At 44.9% G+C, this 17413-nt stretch carries 23 protein-coding genes and 1 tRNA gene; 10 read left to right on the plus strand and 14 right to left on the minus strand.

Translation table 11 applies throughout. The features are described 5' to 3' along the window. Positions 1-131 precede the first annotated feature (131 nt). From AC07M6_RS11645 to AC07M6_RS11660, 4 genes are all read left to right on the plus strand, one after another. A complete protein-coding gene (locus tag AC07M6_RS11645) occupies positions 132-458 on the plus strand; it encodes an RNA recognition motif domain-containing protein (RefSeq protein ID WP_494889548.1) in 327 nt (108 codons plus the stop codon). Positions 459-646: 188 nt separating this feature from the next. Next, positions 647-1507 carry a sigma-70 family RNA polymerase sigma factor gene (locus AC07M6_RS11650; protein ID WP_494889549.1) on the plus strand — a complete coding sequence of 287 codons (861 nt, stop codon included), beginning with the start codon at positions 647-649 and terminating at the stop codon, positions 1505-1507. A gap of 15 nt (positions 1508-1522) precedes the next feature. Continuing rightward, entirely contained in the window at positions 1523-1759 is a 237-nt protein-coding gene (locus AC07M6_RS11655; protein ID WP_494889550.1) for a hypothetical protein, read from the plus strand. Between the two features lie 106 nt (positions 1760-1865). Continuing rightward, a complete protein-coding gene (locus AC07M6_RS11660) occupies positions 1866-2150 on the plus strand; it encodes a helix-turn-helix domain-containing protein (RefSeq protein WP_494889552.1) in 285 nt (94 codons plus the stop codon). Here AC07M6_RS11660 and mobC read toward each other — a convergent pair. From mobC to AC07M6_RS11725, 13 genes are all read right to left on the minus strand, one after another. Next, entirely contained in the window at positions 2147-4048 is a 1902-nt protein-coding gene (mobC, locus tag AC07M6_RS11665; RefSeq protein ID WP_494889553.1) for a conjugal transfer protein MobC, read from the minus strand. The two genes, AC07M6_RS11660 and mobC, sit on opposite strands and share 4 nt — an antisense overlap. A gap of 3 nt (positions 4049-4051) precedes the next feature. Continuing rightward, a complete protein-coding gene (locus tag AC07M6_RS11670; protein WP_494889554.1) occupies positions 4052-5257 on the minus strand; it encodes a relaxase/mobilization nuclease domain-containing protein in 1206 nt (401 codons plus the stop codon). Then, entirely contained in the window at positions 5224-5634 is a 411-nt protein-coding gene (locus AC07M6_RS11675) for a plasmid mobilization protein (RefSeq protein WP_494889556.1), read from the minus strand. The genes AC07M6_RS11670 and AC07M6_RS11675 overlap by 34 nt, the downstream gene beginning before the upstream one ends. Before the next feature lie 145 nt (positions 5635-5779). Continuing rightward, a complete protein-coding gene (locus AC07M6_RS11680; RefSeq protein ID WP_494889557.1) occupies positions 5780-6058 on the minus strand; it encodes a hypothetical protein in 279 nt (92 codons plus the stop codon). Positions 6059-6193: 135 nt separating this feature from the next. Beyond that, the gene (locus tag AC07M6_RS11685) at positions 6194-6808 is read right to left on the minus strand and encodes an AAA family ATPase (RefSeq protein ID WP_494889558.1); all 615 of its coding nucleotides are present in this window, start codon (positions 6806-6808) and stop codon (positions 6194-6196) included. A gap of 24 nt (positions 6809-6832) precedes the next feature. Continuing rightward, positions 6833-7147, minus strand: a complete 315-nt coding sequence (locus tag AC07M6_RS11690; RefSeq protein ID WP_494889559.1) for a hypothetical protein — start codon at positions 7145-7147, stop codon at positions 6833-6835. Between the two features lie 51 nt (positions 7148-7198). Then, complete coding sequence (locus tag AC07M6_RS11695; protein ID WP_494889561.1) at positions 7199-7516, minus strand: helix-turn-helix domain-containing protein; 318 nt, start codon at positions 7514-7516, stop codon at positions 7199-7201. A 272-nt stretch (positions 7517-7788) separates the two neighbouring features. Next, positions 7789-8202 (minus strand): helix-turn-helix domain-containing protein, encoded by a 414-nt coding sequence (locus tag AC07M6_RS11700; protein WP_494889563.1) that lies wholly within the window; start codon positions 8200-8202, stop codon positions 7789-7791. 36 nt (positions 8203-8238) lie between these two features. Then, positions 8239-8457 (minus strand): helix-turn-helix domain-containing protein, encoded by a 219-nt coding sequence (locus tag AC07M6_RS11705; RefSeq protein ID WP_494889565.1) that lies wholly within the window; start codon positions 8455-8457, stop codon positions 8239-8241. Between the two features lie 5 nt (positions 8458-8462). Beyond that, positions 8463-8825: an ORF6N domain-containing protein gene (locus AC07M6_RS11710; protein WP_494889567.1), complete on the minus strand. Its 363-nt coding sequence runs from the start codon at positions 8823-8825 to the stop codon at positions 8463-8465. Further along, positions 8822-9865 carry a PDDEXK nuclease domain-containing protein gene (locus AC07M6_RS11715; RefSeq protein WP_494889569.1) on the minus strand — a complete coding sequence of 348 codons (1044 nt, stop codon included), beginning with the start codon at positions 9863-9865 and terminating at the stop codon, positions 8822-8824. Before AC07M6_RS11715 ends, AC07M6_RS11710 begins: the two co-directional genes overlap by 4 nt. 8 nt (positions 9866-9873) lie before the next feature. After that, positions 9874-11163, minus strand: a complete 1290-nt coding sequence (locus tag AC07M6_RS11720) for a site-specific integrase (RefSeq protein ID WP_494889571.1) — start codon at positions 11161-11163, stop codon at positions 9874-9876. Between the two features lie 314 nt (positions 11164-11477). Continuing rightward, positions 11478-11551 (minus strand) — tRNA-Ile (locus tag AC07M6_RS11725). Positions 11552-11616: 65 nt separating this feature from the next. Between AC07M6_RS11725 and AC07M6_RS11730 the strand changes: the two genes are divergently transcribed. After that, on the plus strand, positions 11617-12246 hold the full coding sequence (locus AC07M6_RS11730) for an HAD family hydrolase (RefSeq protein WP_494889573.1): 630 nt from the start codon (positions 11617-11619) through the stop codon (positions 12244-12246). Between the two features lie 5 nt (positions 12247-12251). Continuing rightward, positions 12252-12731 carry a DinB family protein gene (locus AC07M6_RS11735; RefSeq protein ID WP_494889575.1) on the plus strand — a complete coding sequence of 160 codons (480 nt, stop codon included), beginning with the start codon at positions 12252-12254 and terminating at the stop codon, positions 12729-12731. Here AC07M6_RS11735 and AC07M6_RS11740 read toward each other — a convergent pair. Next, a complete protein-coding gene (locus AC07M6_RS11740; protein ID WP_494889577.1) occupies positions 12728-13930 on the minus strand; it encodes a proline dehydrogenase family protein in 1203 nt (400 codons plus the stop codon). The two genes, AC07M6_RS11735 and AC07M6_RS11740, sit on opposite strands and share 4 nt — an antisense overlap. Positions 13931-13997: 67 nt before the next feature. Here AC07M6_RS11740 and AC07M6_RS11745 point away from each other — a divergent pair, with 67 nt between their 5' ends. The 4 genes from AC07M6_RS11745 (at position 13998) to AC07M6_RS11760 (ending at position 17179) form a co-directional block, all read left to right on the plus strand. After that, positions 13998-14204, plus strand: coding sequence for an RNA-binding S4 domain-containing protein (locus tag AC07M6_RS11745; RefSeq protein ID WP_494889579.1), 207 nt, complete (start codon positions 13998-14000; stop codon positions 14202-14204). A gap of 22 nt (positions 14205-14226) precedes the next feature. After that, entirely contained in the window at positions 14227-15291 is a 1065-nt protein-coding gene (aroB, locus tag AC07M6_RS11750) for a 3-dehydroquinate synthase (RefSeq protein WP_494889581.1), read from the plus strand. 521 nt (positions 15292-15812) lie between these two features. Then, complete coding sequence (locus AC07M6_RS11755; RefSeq protein WP_494889583.1) at positions 15813-15935, plus strand: hypothetical protein; 123 nt, start codon at positions 15813-15815, stop codon at positions 15933-15935. Beyond that, a complete protein-coding gene (locus AC07M6_RS11760; RefSeq protein WP_494889585.1) occupies positions 15932-17179 on the plus strand; it encodes an NAD-dependent succinate-semialdehyde dehydrogenase in 1248 nt (415 codons plus the stop codon). Before AC07M6_RS11755 ends, AC07M6_RS11760 begins: the two co-directional genes overlap by 4 nt. Positions 17180-17413: the final 234 nt, after the last annotated feature.

The raw sequence follows: 17413 nt of genomic DNA on the forward strand, positions 1-17413 counted from the left end.
TTGGAGGTACCGGACCGATACCCTAAAAAGGAAGAGATCTGCGCGCTGTTAACGTAGTTTATTCTACAATTTCCCAGGAAGCCGCCCTTCATTAATAAATAGGACTCATTCTCCGTATATTTGCAGCAGCCATGGCCAAATTATTTATCGTTGGTTTTCCAAAAGACATGCAGGAGATCGAACTGGTCGAACTGTTCAGCGCGCACGGTACCGTGAATACGGTCACCATCGTTACGGACAAAAACACCGGCGAAAGCAAAGGCTACGGCTTTATCACCATGACCGATGATGCCGGCGCGGAAAGGGCGATACAGGCACTCGACGGGATGCAGATCGACGGGCGGACGCTCAACGTGCGTTTCGCCGAAGAAAAAGAGCCCGTAAAACCTGTTATAAGGCCGCGCCGTGAAAACCGCACGGAAGCGCCAAGGCCCAAGCGCCCGAGGCGGCCACTATAATCCAGCGCCTTATCATTGAAGTGTCCTAACTTATTGACATCCGGTCGACACTATTTTTTGCGGTTGTGCGTATCTTTGTATGTTAAAGATTTATAGCACCTTTCTCCCGCAAGCATCAGTAAATCACTTGCCATCTCTCTGAGAATCATTTCTGCGAATCTTTAGCATACACTTTAATATTTTCATACATGAGGCAACTTAAAATTAGTGAGTCGATCACCAATCGGGAAAGCGCATCGTTGAATCAGTATTTGTCAGATATTGCCAAGATTCCGATGGTTACTCCGCAGGAAGAGGTGATCTTAACGCAAAAGATCAGGGAAGGCGACCAGGCCGCTTTAGAGCGCTTAACGACCGCGAACTTAAGGTTCGTGGTTTCGGTAGCCAAACAATACCAAAGTTCTGGCATGACGCTGGGCGATTTGATCAACGAAGGGAATGTCGGTTTGGTTAAAGCGGCGAAACGCTTTGATGAAACCAAAGGTTTCAAATTTATATCCTACGCCGTATGGTGGATCAGGCAGTCCATCCTGTCTGCGATCAATGAACAGTCCCGGATGATCCGCCTGCCCTTGAATAAAGTCGGGGATCTCTCTAAGATCGCTAAAGCAGCATCAGCTTTGGAACAACAATATGAACGGCAGCCAACACCTGAGGAGCTGGCAGAAAGCCTGGAAATTACGGCTGAAAAAGTAAGTAATGTTTTGGGCCATTCAGGCCGGCATATTTCCTATGATTCGCCCTTTTCGAGCGAAGAGGACAATACTTTACTGGATGTGCTGCAAAGTCCGGAACCGGGAACAGACCAAGGGCTGATGAAGGAGTCTTTGTCTGCGGAGGTAGCACAAAGCCTGCGGGTACTGGGCGAAAAAGAAAGGGATGTATTAACGCTGTTTTTCGGATTGGGTGACGGGCAACCACATAGCCTGGAAGAGATCGGGGATAAATACGAGCTCACCCGCGAAAGGGTACGGCAGATCAAAGACAAAGCGCTGGCCAGGCTTCGCTCCAATTCCCGCAGCTGGGTATTGAAAGGTTACTTAGACTAATGTTATCTTAGCGGCATGAACGAGCCTTTTGTCATACCGGTTGTTTTTCAGGGTACGGAGCACGAGTTTAAAGCGCGCTTTGAGCGCTGGGGCTATACCCACCGGATCGCCGTATTGATCGGTGAGACGACCTTTACTTTTGAGCCGGATGAAGAAGGCGGTTACCGGGCGCTGGCCGAAGGACCGGCAGCTACGGTCAATACAGGTCTGTTACAAGCGGTAGCTGAAAAGCTGGCCAAACTCAGTGACTGATACCGTCCGGCTGTAAACAGGCCATTAACTGACCGTTAAGTTTTCAACAGGGTGCAATAATTAAAGGGTAATTTTCTTATCTTGTCATTCACCTTAATACGACGCTATGAAAACAGGAAACAGTTTGACCTTTTTAGGTCGTCTTTTAGACAAAGTATGCGCTGCTGATCTGCTGCAAAGTGAGCATCGACTGGCTTTAGGTGCCCGTATAGATCATTTGATCGCGGAGACCGGCCTGAACCGTTTACAGTTCGGCGACCGCATCCGGGTGGAAATGAATGAACTGCGGACCTGGTTATCCGGTACCCGCGACCTGACCCTGGAAACCCTGACCGAGATCTGCGGTCTGTTTCACATCAGCATTGGTGACCTGGTCACAGAGCAGGCTTAGTTATCCCTATGGGCGAGTTGCTCGACCAGTCCTTTAATATCTGCTTTGATCCGTTGATAGTTCATTTGGATCTCGGTATTGGAGATCTTTCTGGCATCAGGGATGGCCCGGTAGGCCCGTTCCTCCAGCGAAATAGCTTCGTGGTCATTTTGGATCTGGCAATGAAAGGTTTTGAGTTCGATCTTATTAGAGGGGTCATCGGCCACCATGCCGACAAATTCACCCGAAGATAAACCCGCTATTTTGGAGGCTGGGATGGCATAATCTAATTGCGTTGAGCGGCTCACCGAAGTGTCTGTAGCATTAATTGACACGCTTTCCTTGACTTGATTGATCTTGCCAAAACGTTCTGACAGTTGTTTGGCAGTATCTCCGGTGACTTGCCCGCAAACGATATTGCCGACAATATTCATGATGACTTCTGCTTGTTCCCGGCCATAGTCTTTTTTAAGTTGACTGTAATCCTGCACCGCCAAAGTTACCGCGACTTTATTGGAACGTGCGGTAGCGATGAGGTTATCGATACCGTTGAAATAGATGGTCGGGAACTCATCGAAGATCAGGCTGCATTTCTGCTGGTTTTTTCTATTCACCAGTTTATTGATGCGGTTAATATACAGCGACAATACCGCGCCATATACCTGTGACTTCTGCGGGTTGTTCGCCAGGCAAACGATCTTGGGGTCATCCGGATTATTAATATCCAATGAAAAATCATTACCGCTCAATACATAATATAATTGTGGTGAAGACAATCGCGCCAAACTGATCTTCGCGCTGGCAATCTGTCCTTCCAATTGTTCATAGGCTTCATTTTTCCAGGCCGAGATAAAGGGATTGATCAACACTTCTATTTCGGGTTCGCTCTGTAGCACCCCGAACAGGTACTTGTATTCTACTAAGGATAACTCAATGACGTGCGGTAAAGTGCAATATTTGCCGCCCTGGTACTTTTTGAGGAACCACATCAGCGCTGTAACGAAATTGATCGGTGATTCGACAAAAAAGTCACCCTGCTTTTTGATCCATTCCCGGTTCAACCCCAGCATGACCGTCCGGCTGGACTCAATCGCATCGGTGATGTCGGTCATGGTATCCGGTTCCAGGGGATTGCTGCGGTGCATGATCTTTTCAAAGTTGATCACATAAAACGAGCGTCCGCCATGTTGGCGTAACGCATTATAAGCGATGCGGGAAAGGTCATCATATTTAAAGTCATAGATCAGCATACTAAACCCCTTTTTGATATGCTGCGTAATAATGTGGCGTATCACGAAATAAGATTTACCGGCACCGGGGCTACCGCCGACCAATGTACCCCTGAACGGGTTAATGATATTGATCCAACTGTCCCGCTCTTTGTTTTTCAATTGGTATTTGGCGGGCAGGTTGATGCTGTATTCATTTTCCAGCAGCCTTTCTTCCTGCGGGAACGTTTCGTTTTCCTTATTAAAAATATCCCCGCCCAATTGGAGTTTCAGCATCCTAAATAATAAGCCGCCGCCCGTCATAAATAAGAGGTACCCAAATGCGGTCGCCCCGATATAAAGCCAGGGCCAGCGGAGTAGATAGTTGCTGAAAAAATAAATAAGCAAGCCGGTCAGGCAGTAGGTAATGATGGTTTTGGGCCGGATCTTGTCGTCCCGCTTGCCTTTAGAGCCAACGAGCGAAACCAGCAGTAGTGCAAGCGCGCTGAGTTTGGCCATTAGGACGGTTTTGAAAATGCCCATTTTGGAGAGCGGTAATAAGATATGATCGACGATCTGATGGGTCAGATGGAGTTGCTGGAACGTCCCGTAACAGATCAAATAAAAATGAATGATCAAGATGGCAATGCTGATTAGCCTGGTGAAGTCGATGATCTTCCGCAGGGCTTGTTCGTTTTCTCCGGTTTGCATAATTTATAGATTGAGACCTTTACGTTTCTTCTTTTTGAATTTGTTGAGGGCCGCCAGGTCTTCGCGCTCAGGTGCAAAAAGAACATCGAATAGTTCATCGCCGACCGATGCCGTTAGCGTGTAGGTTTCTGTTGCTTGCTGATGGGTGACCGATTTGGGTGGCGGTTCCGGCAGAAATTGTGCGCTGAGCAAATTGGCGCTATAGGCTTTGCCGAGGTCGCTGCCATTAAAAACCGCTTTGTTCTTTTGGTCGATAAAGGTCACCCCGTAGATGCGGCCTTCTTCGTTTTGTCGCAGGATGCACTGGACGCCTTTTGCTTTGAGTTCGCTTTGAAAACTGGTTTTAGTTTGGGGATTGGCCATTGTTTCATCAATGGCTTTGATCAGCTCAGCTTTATAAGGTTTGCGTAATTGCTCATTGAGTTTGAATTTTTCTTCCAGCGTTTTGAGCGTCGGCTTGTTGTAAATGCTGCTGGCTTTAATGGGCACCCCGATTTTGTTACCGTCTTTGTCCAGTATCCAGTAAACCAAACCCGCACGGGCATACATCCGGGAATCTTTGGATCCCCGGTCGGCCTGGATATGATATTGCCCGAGAACGGCATTGAGTTCGGGGATGCTGGTAAATTTATAGGCCCGTAATACATAACCCAGGATATTGGTGATCGTCCTTTTGGTTTCAGTTTTACCATACTCGGCGGCAGAAACATCGGCTTTCAGATTTGGCTTTTGCTTTTGCTGTTCATCTGCTTTGATTAAATTGTATTTGATCTCGATGGCTTTGCGCGTTTTCTCGGATTCATTCTGTCCGAGGTAATGCAGACTGATGCGTTCGCCGTCACGTTTGATATTCGTGGTGACGATATGGCAATGCGGGTGCCCGGCATCTTCGTGCCGGTAAACCAAATAGGGTTGCGTTGCAAAGCCAACGCCCTGGAGATAATCTTTAACGATCTCCTGCAAGGTATCGTCGGCTAAATTTTCTCCATTCGGAAAATTCAGAGAGATATGAACCGTGTTGGTTTTGGAGCGCTGATTCATGGAAGCCAGATCAGTCAGCCGGAAAAGTTTATCGTTAAAAGACAAGTCTTTCGGGTCTTTAACGTATTTCACGGCGGCTATCAGCATTGCTTTCCCTTGCTTTACTTTATTCTCATTGTAGTTGAGCGCGCCGATCAGGCTTTTACCGCTCTTAATTTTTGCGACCATATATCCGCGTATTGGTTCATCCGTTCTTTGATCTGGCTGATGGACGGCTCCAGTTTGGTGCTGATGACACTCAGCAGGTTCATCCATAACCGGGTATCTGCATTGCCGTGTGCGCTGTTGATACTGCGCATGGCCTGGTTCAGGTTATTGCCGATCGCGTTCAATTCCTGCCGCAGCAAGATCATTTCCTCCAGCACATCATCCATGGCTTTATCCCGGTAGTTTACCGTCACCGGCTTTTCTAAAAGGACACTGCGCATGTATTCGCTTAGCTTGCGGAAACTGGTTTTTTTGAACCGCTTTTCGAGCAATTGATATTCCTCCGGTTTAAAGCGGAGATTCTTCCATTGTATCCGTTTGTCTTCTTGTGTAGCCATTGTTCTCTTCTTTAAAAAGCCGACTTCGGAGGCTTTTTGCCTGGACCCGCAGCAAACTTTTGCGGAGGGCAAGATTCAATTGTGACACAATTGTACATCTTGCTGATCGCTGCGAAGCGGGCGGTCTTATCCTGCTATCAGTGTTTTATTCGGCATTTTTTGTTGTTTCTTCCGGCTTCGCCTTTTGGCTGAGATAGAGTTCAAGGGCATGGATATTGATGTCTTTAAGGGATTCATCATACTCTACTCCAAAAGTCTTGAGCCGCTTTAACAGGCCTTTGGGTATGCGGTTATTGAACTGTACTTCGGGCTCGTTTGGAACGGGTGCTGCCTTGACCGGTATCACTTCCTGAATGGGGGTGGCAGGTCGCTCTTGTTTGAGTTTGTCAGCCAGGCCACCCAGCTTTTTTTTATACTCTTCCATTTGCTATCTTGATAGTTTGTTAGCATTGCTGCTATGATGTTAGCTTACTAGTTTGCTATCATTTGCTGCTAGTTATATAGCTTGCTATGTTCGTAGTTTGCGATTTTGCTAGCTTCCTATTGAAATAAAAAGCTATCATGCTACCCCGGAACTAATTTGCTCAACGACTTCTTCAGTCAATGCCATGATCTCGTCTTTCGCTCTTTTGTCGGCACCTTTTAAAATACCGCCGGTGATCGATGACCTGGCGATACTCACGCGGTCATGCATCCTTGCTTTTAGCAACGGCATATCCATGTTTTGCAGCAGGTCGGCCACATCCCGGGTAATGCCCGATCGCGGCTTGACCATATTGAGTACAATGCCGGCTTTAAGATGCGGTGCTTTTTGCTGTGCCTCCTTGATTAGTGCCAGTGTTGACCGAATAGCCATTACATCGAAGAAGCCTGCTTTGGTTGGTACGAGGATGAAATCCGAATGCAGAAATAAGTCCGGCAGTTTACTGGACAAATAAGGTGGTGTGTCTACAATGATGAGATCATAATCCAGTTTTTCGATGTCCGTCACTTTATCGGCGCCAATGACGGCCAGTTCGGGGAAGTCCTCCCGGATATGGTATAAGCTACCCTGTAAGTCGGTATCGACCAGGGCTACTGATAATTGATCCTGGAAACATAAAGCGAGGTTGATCGCTAAGGTGCTTTTGCCTACGCCACCTTTTTGGTGGGCTATGGTGATGATCTTTGCCATGATTTTTGATAGTTTTATAGTTTACTAGGATGATAGCAGGGCGTTTTCACGCTGCCGTTTTCTTAATTTTTGTTCCTGTTCATAATTGAAGATCCATTCGCCGGCCAGCAGCTTCCAGTTGCGGTATGGCGTACCTTTAGGGCTGCTCCAATTAACTTTCTCGTAATGGTTATAAAATACGCCTGCCTGAGTGGCAAGCCCTTTCTGATCAAAATAAATTTCCACCAGAATCTTTTGGGGCGGCATCTCCGTGCCGAACCCTTTTTGCAGGATAGGTTCGGGTTTCCTGCGCTCCGCAGGCACCCGCTTGGCTTTACGCTTGGGTGTTTGGAATAACATAGGAGTAAAATAGTGGCCGGACACTGTCAGGCAGGCCCGGCCGGTGAAAAATCAGGCGCTTTTGTTAGCAGACATCATAAAGGTGATGTCTTCATAATCATAATAGATAGACCCGCCGATCTTCGTAAAAGGCAGTACGCCGCTATCTCTTAATGATTGCAAAAAACCGTGTGAAATACCCAGCAGTTTTTTAACCTCAGCAGATTTCAACCATTTCTTGCCTGGTGCGCCACTAACACATTCTTTCATAATGCGCTTTACTTCCTGAAGGACGTCGTTCTTAAAATCCTCCAGATCTCCGAGGGTCAATATCTGATTCCGTGTTGGAACCATCCCCATTCTTGATCGTTGTTCAGTTGCTTTGTCCATAACTTGATTTTTAAGGACTTCAAAATTCGGAAGCCGGTAAATCAGAAAATGACAACTTTGGGAAAGGTGGCGTTATTTTTGGGCGGAAAAAGAACGGGATAGACTAAAATAGACCGAAAACAAAAAACCCGAATCGCTGATTCGGATTTTAATCCATTTCAAATTCTGAGACACTGTCTCGGAATTTTGGAAGTAGTTTAAATCGCTAGTATGCTATCATGATAGGTAGCTATAATGTTAGCTTGACATTTGAGGCCGGTGTTTTAAAGGCGTTATTTTTGGAATAATGGGTAGGGTCTGTTAAATGCTTCCTGCCGGACTTTAAAGTGGTCAGCTAATTTTCGGATCACTTCTTTGGACAAGCCTTTTTTGTAGTTCAGCATGTCGGATATGTAACCTTTGCTTACGCCGAGTATGGCTATCAGATCCGATGCTTTCAGTCGATAATCTTTCATAAAAGACCGTAGTAATGTGATCGGGTCAAGTTCGGCAAAAGTGTTGTTTACTTCGTCGTAAGTATGGATCAATAGGGTCAGCATCTCGATTTCGTCTTGAACATCGGAAGTGTTTTTCAAAGCCAAAAGCAATTCCAACGCTTCGCAATAGCGATCATATTGCGTTCTATCTTTGATGACCTTATATTTTAGTGCGACACCCATTGGAACAAAAATAATGAAAAAGTTCACAAAATGTGAACTTTTTCATGGTATCCAACTATGATACTATAACTCAAATGCGATCTGCAACTGGCCTCCCAGGCCTTTTTCGACGATGGTGCGCAGGATGGAAACGGGAACATCGCCGACGTTATTTTCCGCCCGGGATATCCGTGATTTAGCAATACCGCATTTCTCGGCCAATTCTTGTTGGGTCATATGTTGCGCTGAACGCGTTTCCCGTATCATTGGGCCGATCTGATCAATATTTTGTTGGTCTTTCATGATAATTACTTATTAAAACTGGTTACAATTTGGAAAAACTGGTTAATAATGTCGATGCTGACCTTAATGGCGACATCGCTTTTGATGATTCCTGAAGCCATGAGCAGTCCGGCCTCTGTAAAGACTAGCGGTATTTCATTTTTACCGATTTTGAGTATAGGGTCGGCCTGTTGTTGTAAAGTTTGCCATTCTTCTATGGTTGGTAAAAACAAGAAATCGGGCGGGAACCGCTGTTTATTTCTACCTACACGCTGTCTCAGTACTTTGAGACTAACCTGAAACAGCGCCGCTACATCTTCGTCGATCATTACCTTTTGTCCTCTTAACCAGTATACCTGGTTAAGGGGCTCTTGATTTTTCTCTATCATAATAATTGCTTTTGAAGTTCTTCCTTGCTGGGTAAATAGAGTTTATATTCCCTGCTAAAAATTTGCTCGTTATTAATCGGCAGTGTAAATTCTACAACAGCCTTATTATCCTCTTTACAAAGAATGATACCGATCGTGGGTTTCTCATGGGGTCGCTTTATCTTCCGGTCATAATAGTTGACATACATTTGCATCTGGCCAATGTCCTGATGGGTGAGTTTGCCTATCTTCAGATCGAACAGGACAAAACAGTCAAGTAGTCGGTTATAAAAAACTAAATCCACCCAAAAATGGTCGCCCTCTAAGGTGATACGACGTTGCCGTCCCTCAAACAAGAAGCCTTTGCCTAATTCGAGCATAAAGTGCTCCAACTTATTAATTATAGCGGTTTCAAGGTCGTTTTCAGAGTAACCACTATCTTCCTTAAGTCCGAGGAACTCCAGCACAAAAGGATTTTTTAGGGTATGGATCGCATCCTCTTCAATGCGGTTATTCTCCGCTAACTTTCTGACACCGGTTTTGTCACCACTCAGTGCCAGGCGTTCGAATAATGAAGAATCGTATTGACGCTGCAATTCGCGCAGCGACCAATTGCAAGAACCCGCTTCCGACTCATAATATTCCCGTTCTGCTACATTCTGGATTTTCATTAACAAAACATAATGCGACCAACTTACTTTGAAATGCTCAGCGAATGCCGCCAATAATGGTTGATTGATCTCGTTTTTGAGGGCTTCGTCGAATTTCGCAGACAGTGTCTGCGAAATTCGTTCCTGGTATAAGAGATAGAACTTTTTAAAATTATCGAGATTACGATGTGAAAACCCTCGACCATATTCGGCAGATAAGGCCTTACTGAGATCTTTGAGGATGGTTTCGGCATACCCCGCCCGCTCTTTTCCTTTTTGCTCTTCCTCAACGATCATTTGGCCGATGGTGTAATTTGTGTACAACATGGCGGTGTTAACGTTCCTGACAACATAGTTGCGTGCATTTTCGATCAATTCCCTGACTGATAGAAAAAGTTTATCGTTATTCATTGATCTCATTAGCTTACTCTTTTAAGGTGGGAACTAGTGTTTGCTTTTCGGTTCGCCTTGCGTTTTGGAGCATCCGGTTCGAGTTTTTCCCGTAAGACCTGCATGTCTTCGCTTATCTTTTTCATAAGTACGCGGGCGTAGATCTGTGTGGTTGCGATCTTGGTATGTCCCATCATTTTGCTTACGGTTTCGATAGGCACGTTATTGGCCAGCGTGATGGTGGTAGCGAAGGTATGCCGGGCCACTCCGAAAGTGAGCTTCTTTTTGATCCCGACGATCTTGGCGATCTCTTTGAGATAAACGTTGACCTTCTGGTTGGTGATGGTAGGGAATATCTTGCTTAAACTGACTGACCTCGGATTATCCTTGTATTTATTCATGATGGCCAGCGCTGGTGCAAGGAGCGGTAGGTTGGTCGCCTCGTGGCTTTTTTGCCGGAACAGTTTCAGCCATTTTTCGCCGTCCTCGCCACGCACCACATTGCCTTCATGCAAATTCATCAGGTCGACAAAGGACAGGCCGGTATAGCAGGCAAAGAGAAAGTAGTCGCGGATCGCATTAAGCGTGTCGGAAGCGATATCATAATTTTCCAGGGCCTTTAATTCATTTGTCGACAAAAAGGCAGTTTCTACTTTTTTGTAGCGGAACTTGTAATTCTTAAAGGGGTCTTTGCTGATCCATTGTAATTTAAATGCCAAAGTGGTCATTTTACGCAAACGGATGAGGTGTTTCATTACGCCGTTGTTGTTTAATGGTTGAAAATGGTCGACGGGTTTGTGGTTACGCAGATACGTTTCAAAGTCGACAATGAATTTGTAGTCGATGTCCTTGATGCGGTAATCTGTCGTGTTGTACTTGGCTTTTAGAAACTTCTCCAGGTAGCGACGGGTCACGGCATAATGTTTAAGGGTGCTCCAGGTCAAGGCTGCCGAAGCGGTCTCCTGGTGGTAATCCATCAGGGTACTTAAATTGTAAGTTTCTTCGGTGTCTTCTCCGAGGAAACAAGCTTTGAGTAATTGGGGAGTGATCTCTTTGCCGTCTAATTGTAATTGCTGGTAGTAAGAAGTAATGGTGAATTTAACCTGCTCCAAATAACTGTTGGTTTCTTTGGCTTCGGGAACTTTTACTTTAAGGCCGCCGTGTCCTTTGTCCCAGTGTTCAATGTTCACCCGCTTTTTTAGGGCGAAGATCACTTTCTCCTTGTTAATGGTAATGACGGCATAAACGCAGGCAATCCCATCTTTCACTTTGTCTTTTTTAACGGTGAAGTGTACACCAAATGACTGTGATGTTTTCATCTTTTAACAGTTTTTTAATGAGTAAAACGATTAATTAATTCCCGGAATCGTCAGTTTCGGGGTTTTTTAAGATGAAAAGAGGTGCAATTTCTGATCTTTTACAGTACTTTTGAGTACTTATTTTATAGAGATAAAATACTGTATAACAACCTATTAGCTCTTAAAAAACCCCCAAACCTAAAAATTAAAATCGGGGTGGCGTTTTGGTGTCAGAAATGGTGTATTTATAAGGACTGAGAAGGACTGCTAAAAAACAAAAAACCCTGTAAATCAACGATTTACAGGGTTAAAACCAACGAACTATCTCGCTTTTGTGCGCCCACCTGGGCTCGAACCAGGGACCAAAAGATTATGAGTCTTCTACTCTAACCGACTGAGCTATAGGCGCAGCTATTCGGTGTTTAATTTCCGGGTGCAATTTTACATATTTGCGCTGAATTACGAAAGACAATTATGCAAAATATCAAAAATATCATCTTCGACTACGGCAATGTCATCTTCAGTATCGATTTTGCTAAGGCGCAAAGCGCTTTCAATCAACTGGGTATACCCAATGCCGATCATTTTTTTGGTCACCTGCAGCAGGATGCTATTTTTGACGCTTTCGATTGTGGCGAAATCACCGCCAAACAGTTTCGCCATCGTTTAAGGGAAGTTTCGGGAAATGAGAACCTCACCGACGAGCAGATTGACGCGGCCTGGAATAGCATGCTGCTGGGTATTGCCGAAGGTAACCACGATCTGTTATTAGCCTTAAAAGGGAAATACCGCACCTTTTTAATGAGCAATATTAACGATATCCATTACACCCACATTATGAATTACCTGAGGCGGGAATTTGATTTTGAGGGTAACGACCATTTGTTCGAGAAAGTTTATTACTCGCACCTGGTAGGTAAACGCAAGCCGGATACGGTGTTTTTTCAGCAAATACTGGATGAGAATAACCTTAACCCTGTCGAGACTTTATTTATTGATGATAGTCCGCAGCATTTGGAAGGCGCTAAAAAACTGGGCATACAAACCTACCTGATGAAAGCGCCGAACACAATTCAAAAATTCGCACAGGAAAACTTATTATAATCACCATGAAATCACTACTGCAAGCACAATACAATAGCGTAAAAAGCGCAAGGCAAGTTTTGCTGAACTATTGCGGTAGTATGGAAAATGCCGGTTTGTTTAAACAAATAGCAGCATTCAATAACAGCAGCATCAGCAGCCTGCTTATCCACACGGCTAACACCTATCTGCATTGGCTGGTATTTGCCGATCGTGAAATACCGGTTAACTATTTTAAGGAAGAAGATATTAAAAGCATTAGCGATATCCAAAGTATTTACCAGCAGGTGGATATGGCTGTGAATGATTTCCTAACCAAATACGCGGGTGATTATCAGCAATCTTTCAGTAAAAAACTTCCCGCAAGAGATAAAACCATCACCGTAACACCACTCGAATTATTCACCCACGTTATTACGCATGAGTTCCATCACAAGGGACAGATCTTAACCATGAGCCGGCAATTGGGTTATATCCCTGTTGATACCGATGTGATCCGCACTTAAATACCTCTGCGTTTCTTTTCCTTAATGATCAGGCCCAGTTCGCGGCTCATTTGCCCGGCTATGGCGGTGTTCTCCTGCGCGCGACGGAACAGGTAAGGCAGCACCGATTTCACAGGGCCATAAGGCACATACTTGGCTACGTTATAGCCCGCATTGGCCAGGTTAAAGCTCAGATTATCGCTCATACCCAATAACTGCGAGCAATAAACATGGGGATGGTTGTGTGGTATTTTATTATCATCCAGCAGGGTTGCCAGCAATTTACAACTGTCTTCGTTATGAGTGCCGGCCACTATGGCTAATTGATTTATATGTTCGATGCAAAAATGCAGCGCGGCATCATAATCTTTATCAGCCGCGGCTTTATTAGGTTGTATTGGCGATGCATAGCCTTTTTCCAGCGCGCGCTTACGTTCTTTTTCCATATAAGCGCCCCGCACCAGCTTGGCGCCTAATATAAACCCATCCTTATCCGCAATAGCGAAATCCGCCTTCAGCGATGCTAATTTATCATGGCGATATAGCTGGTAGGTATTGTAAACAATGATCTTTTCGCGGTTATAAGTCCGCATCATATCCATCGCCAACAGATCAATGGTATCCTGTATCCAGCTTTCCTCCGCGTCTATCATAACAGGCACACCGGCATTAAATGCCTTTTCGCAAATAGCTTTTACCCGGGCCTGTACTTTTTTCCATTCTGCTTCCTCATCAGTGGTAAGCGTTTCTTTAGCGTCCAGCTTTTCCAGCAGTGCAAAGCGGCCTACTCCGGTTATCTTAAATACCGTGATAGGTACGGCATCATCACCGGTGGCCCGTATAATGGTGCGGATAATCTCGTCGCGGGTTTCGTCAAACACCTGTTCGTCATCCTCGCCCTCAACCGAGTAGTCTAAAATGGTGCCCACCCTGCCCGATGCCAGGTTTTTGATGGTTGGGTTACACTCTTCAATGGCTTCGCCGCCGCAAAAATGCTCAAATATGGTAGCTTTTATCAAACTTTTTATGGGCAGGCCAATCTTCATGGCAAAGTTGGTTATTGGCGGCCCTATCTTCACCAAAAAATTAATATTTATTGCTTTAAACAGCCAGTACGCCCGTTTCAGATCGGTATTTGAGGAATGCCTGAAGGCGATCTCTGTATTTTCAAATGATAGTTTACCCCCAACGGGTTCATCCTCTGTTTTGTATAATAGCATGGGGCAAAATTAGAAAATGCTTTTTAACATAAACATTATTTGATTGAATAGTTTATTTTTGCCGGGTATGATAGAATTTGAATTAACCGGCGATTATATCCCGCTGATACAATTATTAAAAGCAACCAACCTGGTTGCTACAGGCGGCGAAGCCCAAATTGTTGTGTCGGAGGGATTAGTAAAGTACAATGGTACAGTAGATTATCGCAAGCGCCTGAAAGTAAAAAGAACGGACGTGGTTGAATTTGATGAGCAAAAAATAATAGTGATATAAGATGGATACTTTGGAGATAACAATGGATACGATTAACAGCATCAGCTACCCCATATATTTTAATAATAGCTTAGCTGAGCTGGCCAGTTTTGTAGAGAAGGGCAATTATTCTAAATATTTTATTCTGACCGACGAGCATACCGGCGAATTTTGCCTGCCCATTTTACAAAAATACCTGGGCGACGACAGCAAGTACGACCTGATCGAGATCAACTCGGGCGAGGAAAGCAAGACCATTGATTTTTGTGTAGGTATCTGGAAAATGCTGATAGATTTTGGCGCCGACCGTAACAGCCTGCTCATTAACCTGGGCGGTGGCGTTATCAGCGATATGGGAGGCTTTGTGGCCTCGACCTATAAACGCGGGATTGATTTTGTGCATGTACCCACCACCCTGCTTTCGCAGGTGGATGCATCGGTAGGCGGTAAAACAGGTATTGATATTGACAGCATTAAAAATATTGTAGGCACTTTTGCCCAGCCTAAGGCTGTGTTTATGGAGCATAGCTTTATTAACACGCTGCCGCCGCGACAGATCCTGTCGGGCCTGGCCGAAATGCTGAAACATGGCTTAATTGCCGATGCCGAATACTGGAACGAATTAAAAGCCAGCGACTTGAAAGCCCCATCGGCCGAATTGATCTACCAATCTGTCAACATAAAAAACACTATCGTTGTAGAAGATCCGAGGGAAAAGGGCATCCGCAAGGCGCTTAACTTTGGGCATACTATTGGTCATGCCGTTGAAACCTATTCGCTGGAGAATGATAAAACCCCCTTAACCCATGGCGAAGCTATCGCCATCGGCATGATCTGCGAATCGTGGTTATCGTATAAACGCACAGGTTTAAGTTTAGAAGAACTGAATGAGATTGTTCATGTGTTTTCGGGATTATACCCGCGTTATGAAATTGCAGCTTCCTGCCACGGCGAACTTTACAGCCTGATGCAGAAGGATAAAAAGAACCACGGCGCTAAGATCAATTGCTCATTAATAACCCGTATCGGCGAAAGCAGTATTGATAACATCTGTACCGAGGATGAACTTTGCAGCAGCCTGCAGTATTACTCATCCATATCTTTATAGCACCTTATTTACCTATAGTACAAAAAAAGGCGCCATATAGGCGCCTTGAGGATCTGCTAATACTTAAATTACAAAATTACGTAGTCTATAAGCGCTACGAAACCAATGATCGCAAGTATGATTCCTTGTAATTTTTGTTCGATTGTGAGTTTACCAATAGTTTTCATCTTCGTCTGTGTACTTTCTAAATATATCACATGTAACAAGTTCATCACAATACCTTAACTCACTTTTAATAAATTTTTAACAAATAAGTGAATTAATTTGGATGCTCTATTATAGCTGACGGTTGTGCTAATAATTCCTTAATAAATTATTGTATTTTGTACACTTAATTAAATGAGATTTTGGCGTTTCCTGCTCTTAAAACGTTAATTTCCCACAAAAAAATGCGTAAAAAACAAAATTCCTGTAATTTTCTTTTTTACGCAGGCCATCCTTTATCTCACGTACAGGCATTCATTAGCTAAATTTTATTCAAACTATTTCGGGTAAACTGCCTTACTTATTAAAAGCGAAAAATGGATATCCTGTCGATTAATCCTGCCGATGATACCATCATTAAAAAGTACAAAGCGCACAGTGGTAAACAGGTGCGGCAAAAAATTGAGCAAACCTATCAGGCCTGGCAAAATGGCGGTTGAGTACGTTTAAGGAAAGATCGGCCTTGTTAAATAAACTGGCTGGAGTATTAAATCAACGCAAAAGCCAATTGGCCCGGCTGATGGCGGCCGAAATGGGCAAACCATTAAAACAGGGCATAGCCGAAATAGAAAAGTGCGCGGCAGTTTGCACCTATTATGCCGATAATGCCGAAGGCTTTTTGCAAGATCAGCTGATTGAAACAGATGCCTCAAAAAGCTATGCCACTTTTCAGCCGCTGGGTGTGGTGCTGGCAGTTATGCCCTGGAACTTCCCCTTTTGGCAGGTATTCCGGTTTTTGGCGCCGGCTTTAGCCGCGGGTAATTGCGGGGTATTAAAGCATGCATCCAATGTTCCTGGCTGCGCGCTGGCTATTGAAGAGATGGTTAAAGCCGCCGGTTTCCCCGATCATGTTTTCCAAACACTGCTGATCAGCAATACCGAAGTAGAGGCTGTGATTGCCCATGAACATATTAAAGCCGTTACCCTTACGGGGAGCAATGCTGCCGGCAGCAAAGTAGCCCAAAAGGCCGGCGAACTCATCAAAAAAACCGTGATGGAATTAGGCGGCAGCGATGCCTACCTAATACTGGAAGACGCCGACCTGGAACAGGCCGCCGAAACCTGTGTGAACAGCCGCCTGATTAATGGCGGACAAAGTTGCATAGCGGCTAAACGGTTTATTGTACTTAAGGCTGTTGAAAAGGAATTTACCCGCCTGTTCCTGCAAAAGATGCAAGCTAAGCAAATGGGCGACCCACTGCAGGACGGCGTTGATATTGGTCCACAGGCACGGGTTGACCTGCGCGATGAATTGCATCAGCAGGTAGCAGCATCTATTGCCAAAGGCGCCAAATGTATCCTGGGCGGCCAGGTACCAGCGGGTAAGGGCGCGTTTTATCCGCCAACCATCCTAACCAATGTTAAAAAGGGCATGCCTGCTTTTGACCAGGAAATGTTTGGTCCAGTGGCTGCCATCATATCTGCAAAGGACGAGGCCCATGCCATTGCCCTGGCTAACGACAGCATCTTTGGACTGGGCGCGGCGGTGTTTACCAAAAACAAAAAGCGTGGGGAGCACATCGCGGCAACGCAGCTGGAAGCCGGATCGTGCTTTGTGAACACGCTGGTAAAATCAGACCCGCGGCTGCCATTCGGCGGCATCAAACAATCGGGCTACGGGCGCGAACTGGGTATGTTTGGCATCCATGAGTTTGTGAATATCAAGACGGTTTTTGTGGCCTGAGCAAATCTCCGCGAGATGCAATAGCCGACACATAGCGTCGAAGGGACTGTAAACGACTAATGGAATTTATCCTATTGCTTTTAAAGAAAGTTAACCAAAGTTAACATAATTCAATTTGTTGATTTTTAAATAATTGATTATCAGAAATATAAATATACGGAAAATTAATGTGAAATTGTTTTTTTTCGCAACCCGTTTCTTGTGGTAATTACATGCAAATGAGCGGCGCCTAAT

It is taken from the genome of Mucilaginibacter sp. GW821-FHT07H05, assembly GCF_059418485.1.

Bases quoted from the DNA above. Each gene is read 5' to 3' on its own strand.
- AC07M6_RS11695 (WP_494889561.1), bottom strand. From the start codon at position 7,516: ATGGACAAAGCAACTGAACAACGATCAAGAATGGGGATGGTTCCAACA.
- AC07M6_RS11680 (WP_494889557.1), bottom strand. From the start codon at position 6,058: ATGGAAGAGTATAAAAAAAAGCTGGGTGGCCTGGCTGACAAACTCAAA.
- AC07M6_RS11735 (WP_494889575.1), top strand. From the start codon at position 12,252: ATGAAATCACTACTGCAAGCACAATACAATAGCGTAAAAAGCGCAAGG.
- AC07M6_RS11690 (WP_494889559.1), bottom strand. From the start codon at position 7,147: ATGTTATTCCAAACACCCAAGCGTAAAGCCAAGCGGGTGCCTGCGGAG.
- AC07M6_RS11740 (WP_494889577.1), bottom strand. From the start codon at position 13,930: ATGCTATTATACAAAACAGAGGATGAACCCGTTGGGGGTAAACTATCA.
- mobC (WP_494889553.1), bottom strand. From the start codon at position 4,048: ATGCAAACCGGAGAAAACGAACAAGCCCTGCGGAAGATCATCGACTTC.
- AC07M6_RS11745 (WP_494889579.1), top strand. From the start codon at position 13,998: ATGATAGAATTTGAATTAACCGGCGATTATATCCCGCTGATACAATTA.
- AC07M6_RS11715 (WP_494889569.1), bottom strand. From the start codon at position 9,865: ATGAATAACGATAAACTTTTTCTATCAGTCAGGGAATTGATCGAAAAT.
- AC07M6_RS11645 (WP_494889548.1), top strand. From the start codon at position 132: ATGGCCAAATTATTTATCGTTGGTTTTCCAAAAGACATGCAGGAGATC.
- aroB (WP_494889581.1), top strand. From the start codon at position 14,227: ATGGATACGATTAACAGCATCAGCTACCCCATATATTTTAATAATAGC.
- AC07M6_RS11650 (WP_494889549.1), top strand. From the start codon at position 647: ATGAGGCAACTTAAAATTAGTGAGTCGATCACCAATCGGGAAAGCGCA.
- AC07M6_RS11660 (WP_494889552.1), top strand. From the start codon at position 1,866: ATGAAAACAGGAAACAGTTTGACCTTTTTAGGTCGTCTTTTAGACAAA.
- AC07M6_RS11675 (WP_494889556.1), bottom strand. From the start codon at position 5,634: ATGGCTACACAAGAAGACAAACGGATACAATGGAAGAATCTCCGCTTT.
- AC07M6_RS11710 (WP_494889567.1), bottom strand. From the start codon at position 8,825: ATGATAGAGAAAAATCAAGAGCCCCTTAACCAGGTATACTGGTTAAGA.
- AC07M6_RS11685 (WP_494889558.1), bottom strand. From the start codon at position 6,808: ATGGCAAAGATCATCACCATAGCCCACCAAAAAGGTGGCGTAGGCAAA.
- AC07M6_RS11655 (WP_494889550.1), top strand. From the start codon at position 1,523: ATGAACGAGCCTTTTGTCATACCGGTTGTTTTTCAGGGTACGGAGCAC.
- AC07M6_RS11705 (WP_494889565.1), bottom strand. From the start codon at position 8,457: ATGAAAGACCAACAAAATATTGATCAGATCGGCCCAATGATACGGGAA.
- AC07M6_RS11720 (WP_494889571.1), bottom strand. From the start codon at position 11,163: ATGAAAACATCACAGTCATTTGGTGTACACTTCACCGTTAAAAAAGAC.
- AC07M6_RS11730 (WP_494889573.1), top strand. From the start codon at position 11,617: ATGCAAAATATCAAAAATATCATCTTCGACTACGGCAATGTCATCTTC.
- AC07M6_RS11670 (WP_494889554.1), bottom strand. From the start codon at position 5,257: ATGGTCGCAAAAATTAAGAGCGGTAAAAGCCTGATCGGCGCGCTCAAC.
- AC07M6_RS11755 (WP_494889583.1), top strand. From the start codon at position 15,813: ATGGATATCCTGTCGATTAATCCTGCCGATGATACCATCATTAAAAAG.